Below are 16,346 nucleotides of genomic sequence, written 5' to 3' on the forward strand. Positions count from 1 at the left end.
GAGGCGCTGGCCATGAGCGAGCAGCAGTCCAACAAACCGGTAGTCATGCGTCTGGTTCTGACCGTGGTCGGCATGTTTGCCTTCGGCTTTCTGATGGTGCCGTTGTATGACGTGATGTGCGATGCCCTGGGCATCAACGGTAAGACCAGCGGCACCGCCTATCAGCAGGAAGTGGAGCACATCGACGACAGCCGAACGCTGCGGGTGCAGTTCGTCACGACCCGGGCGCAGGGCATGTCCTGGGACTTCAGTCCGAATGCTGAGCAACTGAGCCTGCATCCGGGGGAAACCCGCGAGATGCTGTTCTATGCCCACAACCCGACTGACCGGCCGATGGTAGCGCAAGCCATTCCCAGCGTTTCGCCATCCAAGGCCGCTGCTTTTTTTCACAAGACCGAATGCTTCTGTTTTACCCAGCAGGTGTTGCAACCGGGGGAAAGCGTGGAGATGCCGGTGCGCTTCATTGTCGACCCGGCCCTGCCAGTCGACGTGAAACACCTGACTCTGGCCTACACCCTGTTTGATGTTTCGGAGCGGATGCCTGACAAGCTGGCGAGCGCGTCAGCCCAGGCTCACTGAGCACGATTGCCGGATAAGGAGAACAACAGATGGCCAATCACGAAACCTATTATGTCCCGGCACAGAGCAAGTGGCCGATCATAGCCTCGGTCGGCCTGCTACTGACCGTCTTTGGCGGCGGCAGCATGATGAATGGCGATACCGCAGGTGCTGGTGGCAGCCTAGGTAAATGGATCTTCTTTGCCGGCGCCCTGACCATTGCCTACATGATGTTCGGCTGGTTCAGCAACGTTGTGAAGGAAAGCCGCGAGGGGCTCTACAGCGCGCAGATGGATCGTTCGTTCCGAATGGGCATGGGCTGGTTCATCTTTTCCGAAGTGATGTTCTTTGCCGCGTTCTTCGGTGCCCTGTTCTACGTGCGCACCTTCGCCGGCCCGTGGCTCGGCGGCGAAGGTGACAAGGGCGTTGCCAACATGCTGTGGCCGGAGTTCAGCTTCCAGTGGCCGCTGATGGTCAACCCCGATCCGGCTGCCTTCCCCGGCCCGAAAGAGGTGATCAGTGCCTGGCAACTGCCGCTGCTCAACACCATCCTGCTGATCTCCTCCAGCGTGACGGTGACCTTCGCCCACCATGCCTTACGGGCTGACAAACGGGCCGCCACCAAAGTCTGGCTTGGTCTGACGGTGGCGCTGGGCACCGCGTTTCTGATACTTCAGGCGCTGGAATACCAGCACGCCTATCACGACCTGGGGCTGACCCTGAACTCCGGCATTTACGGCGCGACCTTCTTCATGCTGACCGGTTTCCACGGCGCCCACGTCACCATGGGCACGCTGATTCTGGCGATCATGCTGATCCGCATCACCAAAGGCCACTTCACGCCCCAACATCATTTCGGCTTCGAGGCGGCCAGCTGGTACTGGCACTTCGTAGATGTAGTCTGGGTCGGCCTGTTCATCTTCGTATACATCTTCTAAGCAATGCGGGCGCGCATGTTTTCAATGCAGCCAGGGCGTATTCCAGACCAGGTTGCCCGACCAGAAGCCCCAGGCGATCAGGCCTACCAGCAGGATCGTCAGGGTGATGCGCACGCTCAGGGCGGTAACCAGTCGTCCGCTCCCGTCACTGTCCTTCATCAGGAAAAACAGCCCGCTAAACAGACTGATCACAATCAGCACCAGCAGGATCAAAATGGCCAATTTGAGCCACATGGCCGTCCCCTTCTTGTTGTTATGGTCGGCTCCAGTATAGCGAGGGCAGACCATGCTGCTTGCTGAGTCCTCCCTGCGCGGCCGGCGTTTCGCGCCAGGCTGGCCGCTCTGGCTGTTCACCTTGCTTCTGCTGCCGGTGTTGCTCGGCCTTGGCAGCTGGCAACTGCAGCGGGCGACGGAAAAGCGCGCCATGCAGGCGTCGATTGATGCCCTGCATCAGACCCCGGCACGGCCAGTCGCAGCCTTCGCGCAGACGCAGCCGTCCGACTGGCAGCCGTTGATTCTACGCGGCCAACTGGACCCTCGGCATATCTGGCTGCTCGACAACCGGACCCGTGACGGGCGCGCCGGTGTCGAGGTCCTGCAGGCCTTCCAAGACACCAGTGGCCGTTGGCTGCTGGTCAACCGGGGCTGGCTGGCCTGGCCCGACCGGCGCCAGCTACCACAGGTGACGACACCCGCTGGCGAGCTGCAACTGCTGGCCGAAAAGCTGCCCGCCAAGGGCGCTGGCTGGCGCCCCGGCAATCATCAATGCAACGCGCAGCGCGGCCCCTGTGTGCTGGCTCAGCTCGACCTGGCAGCGTTGCGCGAGGAGTCCGGTATTGCCCTGCAAGACTGGAGCGTCCGTCTGACTGGCGAAGGCTCAACCGCTGCGCTGCAGCTCGAGTGGCCGGCGCTGCCGATGAGCGCCAGCCGCCATACCGGGTATGCAATCCAGTGGTTCAGCCTTGCCGCAGCGCTGATCACACTGTTTATCTGGGCCGGTTTTCGGCCTGACCATCGGGGGAATAATAATGATGAGCCTGACCGAGCCTGACCAGACCCGACAACGCCCGCGCGGCCAGCTCAAGCTGCTGGCCGTGATTGCCGTAGTCGTAGTACCCATTCTGATCGCCGCGCTGATGGCGCACTTTCGCATCGGCGTACCTCAGGCGCACTCGAACAAATCCGCCATGGTTGAACCGGCCGTTCAGGTTAGCGACTGGCAGCTGGCGCTGGATCCGCTCGGCTACGGCGCACCCTGGCGGCTGGTGGTGACGCATACAGGCGCCTGCGAGCGCGAGTGCATGGCGCTGATCCACGAAGCACGGCAGATCAACGTGGCCGTCGGCCGCGAGGCAGATCGCGTTGAGCATGTACTGGCCTCTCCAGTTGCCCTGCGTGACGATGAGCTTGCCCGGCTGGAGACCGCATTCCCTCGGCTCCAGCGCACCCGCTTCGACAGCAACGCCTACCTGCACAGCCTGCAGACTCAGCCCGACAGCTGGTTGATCGGTCCACAGCTATGGCTGGTTGACCCGCTGGGGCGGGTAGTGTTGCACCACAGCAACAGCCAGCCCGGCAAAGACCTGCTAGATGACCTCAAGCGATTGCTGAAACTCTCGAAGGTGGGCTGAGCCATGCGCAAACCGGGCTACAAACTCGCTCTGGCAGGGACCGCACTCTGCTTTATCGTCGTGATTCTCGGTGCCTACACCCGGCTGGTTCACGCCGGACTCGGTTGCCCTGACTGGCCCGGCTGTTACGGTTTTCTGACCGTACCGCAGAGCGATCATGCGCTGGAGGCAGCGCAGCTGCGCTTCCCGGACGACCCGGTAGAGGCCTTCAAGGCCTGGGCCGAAATGATCCACCGCTACGCCGCCGGGACACTCGGTCTGGTCATTCTCAGCCTGGCGCTGATCGCTATCAGGCAACGCCGCAACCCCGACTACCCTACTGGTTTGTGCCTTGGCCTGCTGGCGCTGGTGGTGTGTCAGGCGCTGTTCGGCATGTGGACCGTTACCCTCAAGCTCTGGCCACAGGTGGTGACCGCACACCTGCTCGGCGGCTTCGCCACCCTGAGCCTGCTACTGCTGCTGGTGTTGCGACTGTCCGGTCGCCTGCCAGCGCTCATGCCAAGCCGAGCACTGGTACGGCTGCGCACGCTGGCAAAGTTGACGCTGGCGGTGGTGATCCTGCAAATCATGCTCGGCGGCTGGACCAGTACCAACTACGCGGCAGTGGCCTGCATCGACCTGCCGACCTGCCACGGCGAGTGGTGGCCGGAGATGGATTTTCACACCGGGTTTAACCTGCTGCACCAGGAAATCGGCCCGAACTACCTTGGCGGCATGCTGGAAGGACCGGGGCGCACCGCCATCCATTTCACCCACCGCCTGGGTGCGCTGCTGACCTCTTTCTTTGTGCTGCTGCTCGGCTGGCAGCTCTGGCGGGCGCGACTGCGTGGGCTTTCCGTCCTGCTGTGCCTGGCCCTGATGGCGCAGGTCAGTCTCGGCATCACCAACGTACTGGCAGCGCTGCCGCTAGCAGTGGCCGTTGCGCACAATGGCATGGCCGCCTTGTTGCTGCTTTGCACCCTGACCGTCAACTACCGGGTGCGCGCACCGGCACCGGCGCGGGTAAAACTGATAGCCAAACCACAGCACGCGCTGGCGGGTCGGCTGCTGGGCAGCCATACTGCGAGAACAACAACACAGGTGCGCTAAACGTACCGACAGGGGGAACAGACCATGGCGAGCATCTCTCACGCGGCGCAGGTCAGGGCTGGCTGGCGCGACTATCTGGAGCTGACCAAACCCAAGGTCGTCGCCCTGATGATCATCACCTCGGCCATCGGCATGCTACTGGCCAGCGAGCAGGCAGTACCCTGGAGCACCCTGCTGCTCGGCAATCTCGGCATCGCCCTGTGCGCTGGTTCTGCCGCTGCGGTGAATCACGTGGTCGACCGCCGGATCGACATTCATATGGCGCGTACTCAGCGGCGCCCACTGGCGCAGGGCCGCGTCGAGCCGCTGGACGCAGTGCTGTTCGCCATCCTGCTCGGCAGCGCCGGGCTGGCGGTCCTGCTGTCATGGACCAACGCGCTCACGGCGTTACTGACCTTGGCGTCGCTGCTCGGCTATGCACTGATTTACACAGCCTTTCTCAAGCGCGCAACGCCGCAAAACATCGTCATTGGCGGTGTCGCCGGCGCGGCTCCGCCGCTGCTTGGCTGGACCGCCGTCACCGGGCAGATACAAGCCGAAGGGTTACTGCTTGTGCTGATCATCTTCGCCTGGACACCGCCGCACTTCTGGGCCCTGGCGATTCATCGCAAGGCAGAATATGCCAAGGTAGACATTCCAATGCTGCCGGTTACGCACGGCGAGCACTACACCAAGCTGCACATTCTGCTGTATACCTTTATCCTGCTCGCTGTGAGCCTGTTGCCGTTCGTGATCCACATGAGCGGCCCGCTCTATCTGGTGGCCGCAGTGGCGCTGGGCCTGCGCTTTATCGACTGGGCCATCGCCCTGCTGCGCGACAGCCGTCCGCACGCGGCCATCAAGACCTTCAAGTATTCACTGTGGTACCTACTGTGGCTATTTGTAGCCCTGTTGCTGGACCACTATATCGAGGTGGCTGGATGGCTTTGACCGGGGTACAGAAAACCGTACTGGTGTGCGTGGCCAGCATTGCGCTGGTAGTGGGAGCAGTCGTCAACAAGGTGATGCAACCAGCGCCGCTGGATCGCACCTCACTGCAACAGGCAGGTATCTACCTGTTCGACAATCCAAGGCCGATTCCCGACATCCGCCTGCAATCGGCAGCAGCCCAGCCTTGGGGGCGCGACAACCTGAATGGCCAGTGGGACCTGCTGTTTTTCGGCTACACCTTCTGCCCTGACATCTGCCCGACCACTCTGGCAGAGCTACGGCAGTTGATGCAAAAGCTGCCCGAGACTGCTCGCAGCCAACTGCAGGTTACGTTTATCAGCGTTGATCCGAACCGCGACACGCCGGAGCAGATGGCAACCTATCTGAACTTTTTCAACGCCGGCTTCGCTGGCGCAACCGGCGAGTCAGAGCAGTTGGCAACACTGGCCAAGGCCCTGTCGATCGCCTATATCGAGCCGGACACCAGCAGCGAAAACTACTTGGTCGATCACAGCGGTCAGGTGGTGATTGTTGATCCCAGCGGCCGCTACGTCGGCTTTATCCGGCCGCCTCTGGACACCGACAAACTGGCCCAGTGGCTGCCACGGATAATGAGCGCGGAATAGGCTCTGGTCAGGCGCGGCGAGGGATCGCCAGCGCCAGCATGAACATCGCCGCTGCGCAGACCACAATCGAAGGTCCTGCCGGGGTATCCAACTGCCAGGACAGCGCCAGACCACCGAGCACCGCCAGCATGCCGAGCACGCTGGCACCCAATGCCATCTGCTCCGGCGTACGCGCATGACGCTGCGCCGCCGCTGGCGGAATGATCAGCAGCGAGGTAATCAGCAGCACGCCCACTACCTTCATCGCCACCGCAATGACGATGGCGATCAGCAGCATCAAGGCAAGCCGGATCGCCGTTACCGGCAACCCCTCAACCCGCGCCAGCTCCTCATGTACGGTAATCGACAGCAGACTGCGCCAAAGCAGACTCATCAGGACCAGCACGACCATCAGGCCACCCAGCATCCAGCCGAGTTCATTCAGACTAATGGCGAGCAGATCCCCGAACAGATACGCCATCAGGTCAACCCGGACGTTTTCGGTCAGCGCCAGTACCACCAGTCCAAGCGACAGGGTACTGTGCGCCAGAATCCCCAGCAGGGTATCGCTGGCCAGCCATTCCTTGTGCTGCAGGGCGACCAGCAGCACCGCGATCAACACACAGCCTACCGTCACCGCCAGCGTCAGATTGATGTCCAGCAACATGCCCAGCGCGACGCCGAGCAGCGCCGAGTGTGAAAGCGTGTCACCGAAATAGGCCATCCGCCGCCAGACCACAAAGGAACCCAGCGGACCGGCCACCAGCGCCAGCGCCAGCCCGGCCAACAGCGCGTAAACAAGAAAATCAGGCATGCTTGCAGTCAGGTCCGTGGCTGTGTTCGTGGGGCACTACTTCGCCGTGCAGATCATGGGCGTGGTCGTGATGGTGGTTGTAGACGGCAAGGGCACTGGCCTGCTCGCCGAACATGGCGACAAAGGCCGGGTCGAGGCTGACCTGCTCGGGATGACCCGAGCAGCAGACGTGACGGTTAAGGCAAACCACCGTATTGGTGGTCGCCATGACCAGGTGCAGATCGTGGGAAACCATCAACACGCCGCAACCATAGCGGTCGCGCAGTCGGGTAATCAGCTGATACAGCTCGATCTGGCCATTGACGTCGACGCCCTGTACCGGCTCATCGAGCACCAGCAGATCGGGCTGGCGCAGCAGTGCCCGCGCCAGCAGGATGCGCTGCAGCTCACCACCGGACACCTGCTGCAGTGGCCGCGCAATAAGATGCTCAGCTCCCACCTCTGCCAGCGCCGCCTCAACCGCGGGACGCTTGGTTCCAGGCACCAGCAGCAGAAAACGCAGTACTGTCAGTGGCAGCGACGGATCAATCTGCAGCTTCTGCGGCATATAGCCGATGCGCAGGCGCGAACGTCGCCAGACCTTGCCCCCGCTCGCCTTGAGCAGTCCGAGCACGATCCGCACAAGACTGGTCTTGCCGGCGCCATTGGGACCAATCAGAGTGACGATCTCGCCACGCCTGACGCTCAGGTTCACGCCCTCTAGCACGTCGGTCGCGTTCAGCCGCAGACTGACATTGCTGAGTGACAGCAGCTCGTCCTTCATGCCGCCGCCTGACACTGGGCACACAGCCCGCTGACCTCAACGGTTTCGCTACTCACACTAAAGCCATGCGCCGCAGCAGCCTCGGCAATAGCGTCGCTGATAGTGGATTGCGCCAGCTCAATCGCGATATGGCAATTCAGGCAGATCAGAAAGTGGCCCTGATGGCGATGCTCCGGGCTCGGGCAACCAATGAAGGCGTTCAGCGAAGCAATACGGTGAACCAGTCCCTGCTCCTGCAGAAAGTCCAGCGCCCGGTATACCGTTGGCGGCGCGGCACGACGACCGTCATCGCGCGACAGGGTCTCCAGAATATCGTACGCACCGAGCGGTTTGTGGCTCTGCCATACCAGCTCAAGTACCCGCTTGCGCAGTGCGGTGAAGCGCGCACCGTCACGGGCGCACACCTGCTCGGCAGCAGAAAGTGCATGGCTGACACAATGCGCATGATTATGCGGTTGCTGGGGATCGGGAAGGTGCTGAGAGTCGCTCATGGTCTGCCTCGCTGGCTGCGCCGCAGTGCCGTTTGGCGGCGGGGGTCGTTTCAGAGGTCAATGGGCTGTTATCATATAACAGTTCTGATTCCCGAGGTATTCCCCCATGTCGATCCGTTCCCTGCTGGCACTGACCGCCGGTCTGCTGCTCTCGTTCTCCGCCCTGGCAGACAGTCGCGTGCTGACCAGCATCAAGCCAATTCAGCAGATCAGCGCCGCCCTGCTCGACGGTATCGACGAGCCCGCCGTGTTGCTGCCGCCCGGCGCCTCTCCCCACGCCTTTGCTCTGCGCCCCTCAGACCGCCGCGCCCTGGCTACCGCCGAGCGCATCTACTGGATCGGCCCCGATCTGGAGCGTTTCCTCGACAGCCTGCTGCACGACAATCCGCAGGCACGCGAGCTGATGAGGGTCCCGGGCTTGAGCCTGCGCGAATTCGATGAAGAGCACGCCGAACACGGTCACGACGACCACCACCACGACGCCGACAACCTGGACCCCCACATCTGGCTGTCACCGACCAATGCGCTGGCCATCGCCCGCTGGATGAAAACCGATCTGGCGCCGCTGTATCCGGAGCAGCAAGCTCAACTCGACGCCAACCTGCAGCAGTTCGAAACCCGCATCAGTACCGTGGAACAACAGCTCCAGGCCCGTTTTGCGCCGCTCAAGGCCAAGCCTTACTTCGTGTTCCATGATGGTTATGGCTACCTGGAAGAGTACCTCGGCATCGAACACCGCGGCGTCTTTACCCTGGCCCACGAGATCCAGCCTGGTGCACGCCACGTCAACAGCCTGCGCGAACAGCTACGCAGTGCTGGCCGCGCCTGTGTGTTCAGCGAGCCACAGTTTACCCCGCGGCTGGTTGCCAGCCTGACCGAAGGTCTGCCGGTCGAAACCGCCCAGCTCGATCCGTTGGGCGCAAACGTCGCCATCAGTGCAGACGGCTACATTAAGCTGCTCGAGACGCTGACCAGCAGTTGGGCAGGCTGCCTGGAGTCACTGTAAAAACCGCGATCAGCGGCCCTCGACGGCCGTCGCATCAGGCATCCAGCTGCGCCTGATGCGCCAGCGCCAAAACGCCCAGCCGCAGATCGCTAGTTCGACCAGAAAGACCCAGTGCACGACGAAGTTCAGCCACCATGGCTTGTAACGGGCGGTGACCGTGACCAGCGCAAAGCGTTGGTCAACGAAGGGAGCCAGCCACCAGATGTCCCCGGCCAACGTATCCAGCAACACGTGCAGCATGCCGCCCAGACTGAAAGTCAGGGCCAGCCAGCTAACCACCGACCTACTGCGAAAACGCATCAGCACCAGTGACCCGGCAATCAGCCCCAGCCAGAGCAACGGCCAGTGACTTGGGTAGCGATGGTGGTGCTTCATGCCCATATCGACGAAGTGGAAATAGAACATATCGAAGTCCGGCGCGACGGCGCCCAGCATGCCAGCAATCAGAAGCCAAAAGGGCCGCATGGGCAAACAGCGCGCACGCTCCACCAAGTAACTGGAAAGAACGTAGCCGGATGGCAGGTGGGCAATCAGCATGCAACAGCAACTCCGGGACGACGACACGGGATTGTATCGTTACCTGCGCTAAGACTCCCGCTGACGCGACTGGTTCGCTTTTCGTATAAAGCCACCTTCTCTTGGCGGCCAAGCACATCCTTGGCACCCGCCTGCCGCACCTTCGCCAAAACAATTGCATACAATTACACAGATAATTGTGCACAATACGTGGCTGATCGACCTGAAAACAGCAATCAGCCATTGAACCTGCGATATCGACGCAAGGTCGGCTCTAGCCGATTTTCGGAACAGAATCTGCAGCGTGACCGGCGCACACAACAAGATGCAGGCAGCAGCCATGAACAACGATGACTATCAGATCACGCACATTGACCCAACACTACACAACGAGGATCTCGCCCCCTTGCCGCCAGGCAAACGCCACTGGGGCTGGTTCGAGATATTCAACGTGTGGTCCAACGATATTCAGAGCCTGTTCGGCTATACCCTCGCCGCCACACTCTTCATATCCTACGGACTGAGCGGCTGGGCAGTGCTCGCCGGCATCGTACTGGCCGGCTTTATCGTCATGGGCCTGGTCCAGCTGACCGGCAAACCAAGTGTGAGGTACGGTATTCCCTTCCCTGTTATGGCCCGGTCCAGCATGGGTGTGCGCGGTGCCAACTTCCCGGCTCTGGTCCGAGGTATCGTCGCGATTTTCTGGTATGGCGTGCAAACCTACTTTGCATCGACCGCGCTCGCGCTGCTGCTCAATGCGCTGCTGGAGCCTGCCGCGGACGCCCCAACGCTGCTCGGCATCACCGCTATCGGTTGGATTTCGTACTGCCTGGTCTGCGCGTTTCAGGTGCTGCTGTTCGTCCGCGGCATGGCCTGGATTACCCGCTTCCTGAACTGGGCTGGCCCGCTGGTCTACCTGGTGATGATCGCCCTGATGATCATCATCTGGTATCAGGCGGGCCCTAGCCTGCTGACCGAACTGGGTACCATTTTCAGTGGTAGTGGGGAGTATGAGGCAGGCCCGGTAGCCGCTTTCTTCGCCGTGGTCGGCACCATGGTGGCCTACTTCGCTGCAGTGGTTATCAACTATGGCGACTTTGCCCGCTTCGTCAAAAGCGAAAGGCAGATGACCGTCGGCAATCTTCTCGGGCTGCCGGTAAGTCTGGCGATCTTCTCAATCATAGCGCTGGTGATCACCGCCGGTACCGTCGTCGTCTTCGGCGAGACGCTGACCAACCCAACCGACATCATCGCCCGCGTCGACAACCTCACCCTGACGATCATCGCCGCGCTGACCTTCTTCGCCGCAACCGTTGGCATCAACCTGGTCGCAAACTTCATCCCGCCCGCCTACGATATTGCCAACCTCGCACCGGCCCACATCAGCGCACGTACCGGTGGCTTTATCACAGCAGCCATTGCCTTTTTCATTGGCGCCCTGTGGGTAGCGTTCATCAGCCAGGTAGGCGTAGCGGCCTTTGTCGATACCCTCGGGGCGATTCTGGCACCGCTCTACGGGATCATCGTTGCCGACTACTACCTCGTTCGCAAGCAGCACCTGAACCTGCAGCACCTGTTCAGCGCGCAACCAGGCACCGACTATTACTTCAGCAAGGGCTGGAACCGCAAAGCCATGATCGCGTTCGCGGTCGCATCGATTTTCTCTGTCGCCTCGGTATGGGTCCCTGCGGTTAGCCAGCTACACGGGTACGCGTGGCTGCTTGGCGCCGTGCTTGGAGCTGCGCTGCACTATCTGTTGATGCTCAACCATCGCTGACTAGAGGGCCAGCGGCAGTCTGATCTCGACCGTCTGATGACGCTGCAGCAGTTGCAGAAAGTGCCCTGGATCCTTGACCAGCACCCCAGCCTGGCCCGCATGACGCTCTGCCGCGATCTGCCGCGACAACCAAAAGCGCAACGCAGCCAGCCGCAGCATGTCAGGCCAGCACGCCTGTTCGGTCGGGGTAAAGCCGCGCAGTGCAGCATACCCCGCCAGCAACGCACGCGTGCGTCGCGGCTCCAGTGCACCAGCCTGATCCAGACACCAGTCATTTACCGCGATGGCGACATCGTAGAGTGCCCAGCCGCTGGCGGCGTTATAGAAATCGATAACGCCGCTCAAATGGTGGCCGTCAAACATCACATTGTCGCGAAACAGATCCGCATGCAGGACAGCCCGGGGCAGCTCCGGCACCTGTTGCTGCCAACCGCCAATCAATTCAATCAGCGGCTGCAGCAACGCAACGGTTGATGCGGGCTGGCGCGCCAATTGCTCGCTCGCCTGAGCCCGCATCCAGGCCAGGCCACGCTCACTCTGACGGGTCAGAGAGGTAGCCCTGGTTGCGGCATGCAGCTGCGCCAGCCAGCGACCAACTGCTTCACAGTGCGCGGCATCCGGCCGTTCGACATGCCGCCCGGCCAGCCGCGGCTGCAGCAGCGCCTGCTTGCCGTTGAGTTGATGCAGCGCGTTACCCTGCCGGTCAGCGACGGCATACGGCACCGCAAGACCAGCCTGGTGCAGGCAGTCGAGCAGTTCGACAAAGAACGGCAAGGCCTGGGGATCACCCCGCTCGATCAGGGTGAGAACAAACTCCCCGCCGGTACAGCTGACGAAAAAGTTGCTGTTTTCGCTGCCCCCATCGATGCCCTGAAAGTCGATTAGCCGACCGACCTCAAACCCGGCCAGAAAGGCGTCCAGCTGCTCGCGGCTGACCGGGGTAAAAACGGACATACCTCAGCTCACCATTCGAAGATTTTCCACGACGGAATACGCAAGCCGTTGGGCTGGTCGGAACGGACGTAGTTACCATCCTCATCCACCGCCACCAGGTAATAGGGCGCGCCGGTTTTCGGCGTTACCTTGATGGCATAGAGAAAACCGTTAACCCGGTATTCCTCGACCGTGCGATCACCTTCCTGACGGATGGTTACCTCAGGCTCGGTAGGAACCGCGTCCTGCGCCATGACCGAAACACTGCCCAACAGCAGGAAAGCGGCCAATCCAAAGCCAAGTTTGCGAATCATGTTAGTCTTGTCCTTTGCTTGAGTGATGTGCCCATTCTAGCCCCAATGACTCTCAAATTGTTGACCTGACGCATGACAGATACTACTCCGCTCGTCCTCGTGGACGGCTCGTCCTACCTTTATCGCGCCTTCCACGCCTTGCCACCGCTGACCACCAGCAAGGGCTTGCCTACCGGTGCGGTCAAAGGCGTTCTGAACATGCTCAAGAGTCTGCGCAAGCAGTACCCGAACAGCCCCTTCGCCGTGGTCTTCGACGCCAAAGGGCCGACCTTCCGCGACCACATGTTCGAACAGTACAAATCGCACCGCCCGCCAATGCCAGACGAGCTGCGTGCTCAGATCGAGCCGCTGCACGCGGCGGTGCGCGCACTCGGGCTGCCGCTACTGTGCGTTGAGGGCGTCGAAGCAGATGATGTGATCGGCACCCTGGCACGGCAGAGCGCCGACGCCGGCCGCGAGGTCGTGATCTCCACCGGCGACAAGGACATGGCCCAACTGGTTGACCAGCACATCACGCTGGTCAACACCATGACCAACACGGTCATGGATATCCAGGGCGTACACGACAAGTTCGGCATCGGCCCGGAGCTGATCATCGACTACCTGGCACTGATGGGCGACAAGGTCGACAACATTCCGGGCGTACCCGGCGTCGGCGAGAAGACCGCGCTCGGCCTGCTGACCGGCGTCGGCGGCGGCCTGGACGTCATCTACAGCAGTCTCGACAAGGTGCCGGAACTGCCGATTCGCGGCGCCAAGAAGCTGCCGGAGAAGCTGGAAGAGCACAAGGAGATGGCCTACCTCTCCTATCAGTTGGCGACCATCAAGCTGGACGTCGAACTGGAGGTCAGGGCCGACGCCCTGATGCCGGGCGAGGTCGACCGCGATGCGCTGATCGAGTTGTACCGCGAAATGGAATTTAAAACCTGGCTGGACGACCTGTTGCGTGAAGCCAAGGCTGATTCCAGCGCAGACACTGGCAGCGAGCCCAGCTCAGAAACCGAAAAGCGCTACGAAATCATCACCGAGCAGGCCGACTTTGAGCGTTGGCTGGACAAACTGAAGAGCGCAGAGCTGTTTGCCTTTGATACCGAAACCACCAGTATCGACGCCCAGCGCGCCGAGCTGGTCGGCGTTTCGCTGGCGGTCGAAGCCAACGAAGCCGCCTATATCCCGGTCGCACACAGCTACATGGGCGTACCCGACCAGTTGGATCGCGACGCGGTGCTGGCCGCACTCAAGCCGTATCTGGAAGACCCGAACAAGGCCAAGGTCGCGCAGCACGCCAAATACGACATCAATGTGCTGGCCCATTACGATATCCGCGTGCAGGGTGTGGCGTTCGATACCATGCTCGAATCCTATGTGCTCGATGCCACCGCAACGCGCCACGATATGGACAGTCTGTCGCTCAAGTATCTGGGCCAAAGCACCATCAAGTTCGAAGAGATCGCCGGCAAGGGCAGCAAGCAGCTGACCTTCGATCAGATCGCGCTGGAACAGGCCGGCCCCTATGCCGCCGAAGACGCCGACGTGACCCTGCGCCTGCATCAGGCCCTGTGGGCCAAACTGCAGCCACTGCCATCGCTGGCCAAAGTACTGCAGGACATCGAAATGCCGCTGATGCCGGTACTGGCCGGCATCGAACGCAACGGCGCGCTGGTTGACGCCAAGCTGCTCGGCGAACAGAGCATCGAGCTGGGCGAGAAAATGGTGGCACTGGAGCGCCAGGCATTCGAGCTGGCCGGTGAGGAGTTCAACCTCGGCTCACCCAAGCAGCTGGGCGCCATTCTGTATGAAAAGCAGGGCCTACCGGTGCTGTCGAAAACCGCCAAGGGCCAGCCATCGACCGCTGAAGCAGTGCTGGCCGAGCTGGCCGAGCAAGGCTTCGAGCTACCGCAGGTGATCATGCAGTATCGTAGCGTCAGCAAGCTCAAGAGCACCTACACCGACCGCCTGCCGGAGCAGATCAACCCGCGCACAGGGCGCATCCACACCTCCTACCACCAGGCGGTAGCGGCGACCGGGCGACTGTCATCTTCTGACCCGAACCTGCAGAACATTCCGATCCGCACCGCCGAAGGGCGCCGCATCCGCCAGGCCTTTATCGCCCCCAAGGGCTATAAGCTGCTGGCGGCGGACTATTCACAGATCGAGCTGCGGATCATGGCCCATCTGGCGCAGGACGCCGGCCTGCTCGATGCCTTCCGCCACGACCTCGACGTTCACCGCGCCACTGCCGCTGAAGTGTTCGGCGTGCCGCTTGAGGAGGTCACCAGCGACCAGCGCCGCAGCGCCAAGGCGATCAACTTCGGGCTGATCTACGGCATGAGCGCCTTTGGGCTGGCCAAACAGATCGGGGTCGACCGTAAGCAGGCCCAGGCCTATATCGATCGCTATTTCGCCCGCTATCCTGGCGTATTGGCCTATATGGAGCGCACTCGGGAACAGGCAGGCGAGCAGGGCTACGTTGAGACCCTGTTCGGTCGCCGTCTGTACCTGCCGGAAATTCATGCCAAAAACCAGGCCATGCGCAAGGCCGCCGAGCGCACCGCCATCAACGCACCAATGCAGGGCACCGCTGCCGACATCATCAAGCGCGCCATGATCAAGGTAGCCCAGTGGCTGGACGACAGCGCGCTGGACGCCCGCGTGATCATGCAGGTGCACGACGAACTGGTGCTGGAAGTGCGTGAAGACCAGATCCAGGCCGTCAGCCAAGGTCTCAAGGAACGAATGGGGCAGGCCGCAGAACTGGACGTACCACTGGTGGTCGAGGTCGGCGTGGGCGACAACTGGGACGAGGCACACTGAGGGCGGCCCTTTGGGCCGAGCTGCAAGCTGCAAGCTGCAAGCTGCAAGCTGCAAGCTGCAAGCTGCAAGCTTAATCAGGATGTGCGCGATAGCGAGGTGGTCAACGGTTTTCTAGTCGCTTTACTGCGACACGTCATCTCAAGAAAGTCCGCGTGGCTCGCCCCCGCGCCGGCCCAACTTGCGGCTTGAGGCTTGCAGCTTGCGGCTGAAAACGGCAGCGCCTAAGCGCTGCCGTTTTCATAATCTTTCCGTCTAAAACTTTTTTTGAACTTATCCCGAACCTGCCCGGTCAGAACTTATGAACGGCTTAAGAGCCATTCATGCTCCTTAGATGTGATTTAGTGTTGGCAGAAAACCGGGCACTCCCTTTCCTAGCACAGCCCGGTTCGTTGAACCCCGAGCCTCCCTCCCCATAGAAGCTCGGGGTTTTTTTTATCTTTTTTTGCCAACCCCGGCGCGTCAGGACTCCCCGTCTGCCTGACCAGCTTCGACTTCCGGCGGGAACAACCAGCCCGCCAGTACCTCATGGGCCTGCTCAACCCCTTGTCGCTTGGGTGACGAAAACAGCTGCACAGTCGCGTCGGAACGCAGCTCCTTGCGCATCCTCGCCTGCACCTTGAGTAACTCATTCTTGGCTGCGCCAAAGGCCAGCTTGTCGGCCTTGCTCAGCAGCACATGGGCAGGAATACCGCTTTTACGCGCCCATTCCAGCATCATGCAGTCAAAATCGGACAGCGGGTGGCGCAGATCCATCACCAGCACCAGGCCAGCCAGACTACGTCGCCCGGTCAGGTAAGCATCCAGGTGCTGCTGCCAGTGCGCCTTTAGCTCCAGCGGCACCTTGGCGTAGCCATAACCGGGCAAATCGACCAGCCGACGCTCTTCGTCAAGGCGAAAGAAGTTGATCAACTGCGTGCGTCCCGGCGTTTTTGAAGTGCGCGCCAGCCGAGCATGGGTCAAGGTATTGAGTGCGCTGGACTTGCCCGCATTGGAACGCCCCGCGAAGGCCACTTCCAGTCCGATATCAGGTGGGCACTGGGTAACCAGGCTCGCACTTTTGATGAAAGTCGCTTGCTGGCAAAGAGAAACAAGAGGAGTACTGGAGGACATGGGATTTCCATTTTGGCCGGCATGCTAGGACCGGCACTGATGACATTCACGTTTGCG

General features: G+C 61.3%; 18 protein-coding genes. 10 read left to right on the top strand and 8 right to left on the bottom strand.

Features of this window, described 5'->3' with window-relative positions; translation table 11 throughout:
• Positions 1-12 precede the first annotated feature (12 nt).
• On the top strand, positions 13-579 hold the full coding sequence (locus tag C1949_RS14050; protein WP_104739109.1) for a cytochrome c oxidase assembly protein: 567 nt from the start codon (positions 13-15) through the stop codon (positions 577-579).
• A gap of 29 nt (positions 580-608) precedes the next feature.
• Positions 609-1,496, top strand: coding sequence for a cytochrome c oxidase subunit 3 (locus C1949_RS14055; protein WP_104739110.1), 888 nt, complete (start codon positions 609-611; stop codon positions 1,494-1,496).
• Positions 1,497-1,517: 21 nt separating this feature from the next.
• On the opposite strand, the gene C1949_RS14060 is transcribed toward C1949_RS14055, so the two are convergent.
• Positions 1,518-1,730 (bottom strand): twin transmembrane helix small protein, encoded by a 213-nt coding sequence (locus C1949_RS14060; protein WP_104739111.1) that lies wholly within the window; start codon positions 1,728-1,730, stop codon positions 1,518-1,520.
• 52 nt (positions 1,731-1,782) lie between these two features.
• On the opposite strand from C1949_RS14060, the gene C1949_RS14065 reads away from it, so the two are divergent.
• Genes C1949_RS14065 through C1949_RS14085 form a run of 5 tightly spaced genes read left to right on the top strand, consistent with a single transcriptional unit; the run spans position 1,783 to position 5,772 of the window.
• Positions 1,783-2,547 (top strand): SURF1 family protein, encoded by a 765-nt coding sequence (locus tag C1949_RS14065; RefSeq protein WP_104739112.1) that lies wholly within the window; start codon positions 1,783-1,785, stop codon positions 2,545-2,547.
• The gene (locus C1949_RS14070; RefSeq protein ID WP_146040324.1) at positions 2,525-3,127 is read left to right on the top strand and encodes a hypothetical protein; all 603 of its coding nucleotides are present in this window, start codon (positions 2,525-2,527) and stop codon (positions 3,125-3,127) included. The genes C1949_RS14065 and C1949_RS14070 overlap by 23 nt, the downstream gene beginning before the upstream one ends.
• Before the next feature lie 3 nt (positions 3,128-3,130).
• A complete protein-coding gene (locus C1949_RS14075) occupies positions 3,131-4,216 on the top strand; it encodes a COX15/CtaA family protein (protein ID WP_104739114.1) in 1,086 nt (361 codons plus the stop codon).
• A gap of 24 nt (positions 4,217-4,240) precedes the next feature.
• Positions 4,241-5,146 carry a heme o synthase gene (gene cyoE, locus C1949_RS14080; RefSeq protein ID WP_104739115.1) on the top strand — a complete coding sequence of 302 codons (906 nt, stop codon included), beginning with the start codon at positions 4,241-4,243 and terminating at the stop codon, positions 5,144-5,146.
• Positions 5,143-5,772 carry an SCO family protein gene (locus C1949_RS14085; protein WP_104739160.1) on the top strand — a complete coding sequence of 210 codons (630 nt, stop codon included), beginning with the start codon at positions 5,143-5,145 and terminating at the stop codon, positions 5,770-5,772. The genes cyoE and C1949_RS14085 overlap by 4 nt, the downstream gene beginning before the upstream one ends.
• Before the next feature lie 7 nt (positions 5,773-5,779).
• Here the strand turns inward: C1949_RS14085 and znuB are convergent, their stop codons facing one another.
• From znuB to C1949_RS14100, 3 genes are read right to left on the bottom strand one after another with little or no spacing between them, the layout of a single operon-like run.
• Positions 5,780-6,565 carry a zinc ABC transporter permease subunit ZnuB gene (gene znuB, locus C1949_RS14090; RefSeq protein WP_104739116.1) on the bottom strand — a complete coding sequence of 262 codons (786 nt, stop codon included), beginning with the start codon at positions 6,563-6,565 and terminating at the stop codon, positions 5,780-5,782.
• On the bottom strand, positions 6,558-7,328 hold the full coding sequence (gene znuC, locus C1949_RS14095) for a zinc ABC transporter ATP-binding protein ZnuC (protein WP_104739117.1): 771 nt from the start codon (positions 7,326-7,328) through the stop codon (positions 6,558-6,560). The genes znuB and znuC overlap by 8 nt, the downstream gene beginning before the upstream one ends.
• Complete coding sequence (locus C1949_RS14100; protein WP_104739118.1) at positions 7,325-7,819, bottom strand: Fur family transcriptional regulator; 495 nt, start codon at positions 7,817-7,819, stop codon at positions 7,325-7,327. The genes znuC and C1949_RS14100 overlap by 4 nt, the downstream gene beginning before the upstream one ends.
• A gap of 106 nt (positions 7,820-7,925) precedes the next feature.
• On the opposite strand from C1949_RS14100, the gene C1949_RS14105 reads away from it, so the two are divergent.
• Entirely contained in the window at positions 7,926-8,825 is a 900-nt protein-coding gene (locus C1949_RS14105) for a zinc ABC transporter substrate-binding protein ZnuA (RefSeq protein ID WP_104739119.1), read from the top strand.
• A 9-nt stretch (positions 8,826-8,834) separates the two neighbouring features.
• On the opposite strand, the gene C1949_RS14110 is transcribed toward C1949_RS14105, so the two are convergent.
• The gene (locus tag C1949_RS14110; RefSeq protein WP_104739120.1) at positions 8,835-9,362 is read right to left on the bottom strand and encodes a metal-dependent hydrolase; all 528 of its coding nucleotides are present in this window, start codon (positions 9,360-9,362) and stop codon (positions 8,835-8,837) included.
• 319 nt (positions 9,363-9,681) lie between these two features.
• On the opposite strand from C1949_RS14110, the gene C1949_RS14115 reads away from it, so the two are divergent.
• Entirely contained in the window at positions 9,682-11,118 is a 1,437-nt protein-coding gene (locus tag C1949_RS14115) for an NCS1 family nucleobase:cation symporter-1 (RefSeq protein ID WP_104739161.1), read from the top strand.
• Here C1949_RS14115 and C1949_RS14120 read toward each other — a convergent pair whose 3' ends face one another.
• Positions 11,119-12,072, bottom strand: a complete 954-nt coding sequence (locus C1949_RS14120) for a homoserine kinase (protein ID WP_104739121.1) — start codon at positions 12,070-12,072, stop codon at positions 11,119-11,121.
• An 8-nt stretch (positions 12,073-12,080) separates the two neighbouring features.
• Complete coding sequence (locus tag C1949_RS14125; RefSeq protein ID WP_104739122.1) at positions 12,081-12,365, bottom strand: DUF2782 domain-containing protein; 285 nt, start codon at positions 12,363-12,365, stop codon at positions 12,081-12,083.
• 72 nt (positions 12,366-12,437) lie between these two features.
• Between C1949_RS14125 and polA the strand changes: the two genes are divergently transcribed.
• Positions 12,438-15,179: a DNA polymerase I gene (polA, locus tag C1949_RS14130; RefSeq protein ID WP_104739123.1), complete on the top strand. Its 2,742-nt coding sequence runs from the start codon at positions 12,438-12,440 to the stop codon at positions 15,177-15,179.
• A gap of 459 nt (positions 15,180-15,638) precedes the next feature.
• Here polA and yihA read toward each other — a convergent pair whose 3' ends face one another.
• Positions 15,639-16,289, bottom strand: a complete 651-nt coding sequence (gene yihA / locus C1949_RS14135) for a ribosome biogenesis GTP-binding protein YihA/YsxC (RefSeq protein ID WP_104739124.1) — start codon at positions 16,287-16,289, stop codon at positions 15,639-15,641.
• Between the last annotated feature and the right edge of the window lie 57 nt (positions 16,290-16,346).

This window comes from Halopseudomonas oceani, assembly GCF_002903165.1.
Classification (GTDB): domain Bacteria; phylum Pseudomonadota; class Gammaproteobacteria; order Pseudomonadales; family Pseudomonadaceae; genus Halopseudomonas; species Halopseudomonas oceani.